Here is a 1,082-nt window from a genome sequence, read left to right as displayed (position 1 = left end):
AAGGATAGCGTTCAAGATGATGTGTGATGAGGTGGTCTTCGATTACGCATAAGTTATGTTTAATCATTTATGTGATATAGTTTAAATGTCATTCAGATTTATTCTAATAGAATGAATAACAGTTCCGTAGATCAATTGAAATGTTGCTGCACATCATCGATAAAGTGAGTATATGTACCAAATAAGATACAGTTAATGTGTTAGGCTAACATATGAATAATTTATCATGTGATATATTGTCAAAAGTTTAAATGGAGAGTTAAAATAAGGTGGCAAATTGGAGCTTTCAGGTCCTTTTGTTTTTATTTGTGGCATTTGCAACCTCCGAGTCTAAAATCTTTTAAAAATAGCGATCAACTAGTGGAGGTTTGTAATGAATATTTTAAAAAGAAGTTACATTGCAAAATTACTGATTGACATATTTTTAGGCGGGATATTATGTGTTCCTTTGGCCTTCAACCTCCGCCTAGAGGGCATCATGTCAATGTATGCACCTCAAATGCCTAAATATATATTGTTCGCATCTGTGTCCCTTCTTGCGGCCGAGATTATATGGCGTCTGCCTATGCGTGCATGGCGTTGTAGCGGAATTCCAGATTTAGTGTCTTTATTTAAAGCAATGGTGTTTTTTGCGCTCGCCCTTTCAGGACTGTGCTTTATGGGGGGAGCTTCTTTTCGTGTGCCGCGAAGCATCCCAATTATTCATACTTTTCTTGCCATGTTTTTTCTGGGTGGAATTAGGATGCTTTATAGGCTTTATTTTGAGCATCGCGGGTATAAAAAAACCATTCATGCTGTAGAGCCTAAAAAAATACTCATAGTTGGTGCTGGAGAGGCCGGAGTGCTCATCGCGAAAGAGATGCTTCGCCACCCTGAAGCGGGGCTCAAGCCAGAAGGCTTCCTGGACGACGATCCTGCAAAAAGTGGTACGAAGATTTTAGGCCTACCGGTTTTTGGGCCCATAGATTCTCTTCCGATAGAGGTAAAAAACCATAAAATCCAGGAAGTTTTGATCGCCATACCTTCAGGCGACGGACGCTTGGTACGCCGAATTGTCGAGTTATCAAGGAATACCAAAGTCT

1 protein-coding gene is annotated in these 1,082 nt (G+C 39.9%); it reads left to right on the top strand.

Annotated elements, in window-relative coordinates:
• Window positions 1–373: 373 nt before the first annotated feature.
• A partial coding sequence (locus HMPREF1705_RS10515) for a nucleoside-diphosphate sugar epimerase/dehydratase (RefSeq protein WP_370739607.1) occupies window positions 374–1,082 on the top strand: 709 nt, incomplete at its 3' end.

The organism is Acetomicrobium hydrogeniformans ATCC BAA-1850, from assembly GCF_000160455.2.
Lineage (GTDB): Bacteria > Synergistota > Synergistia > Synergistales > Acetomicrobiaceae > Acetomicrobium > Acetomicrobium thermoterrenum.
The sequence above is the reverse complement of the archived record's forward strand: the minus strand, read 5'-3'. Positions and strand labels throughout refer to the sequence as shown.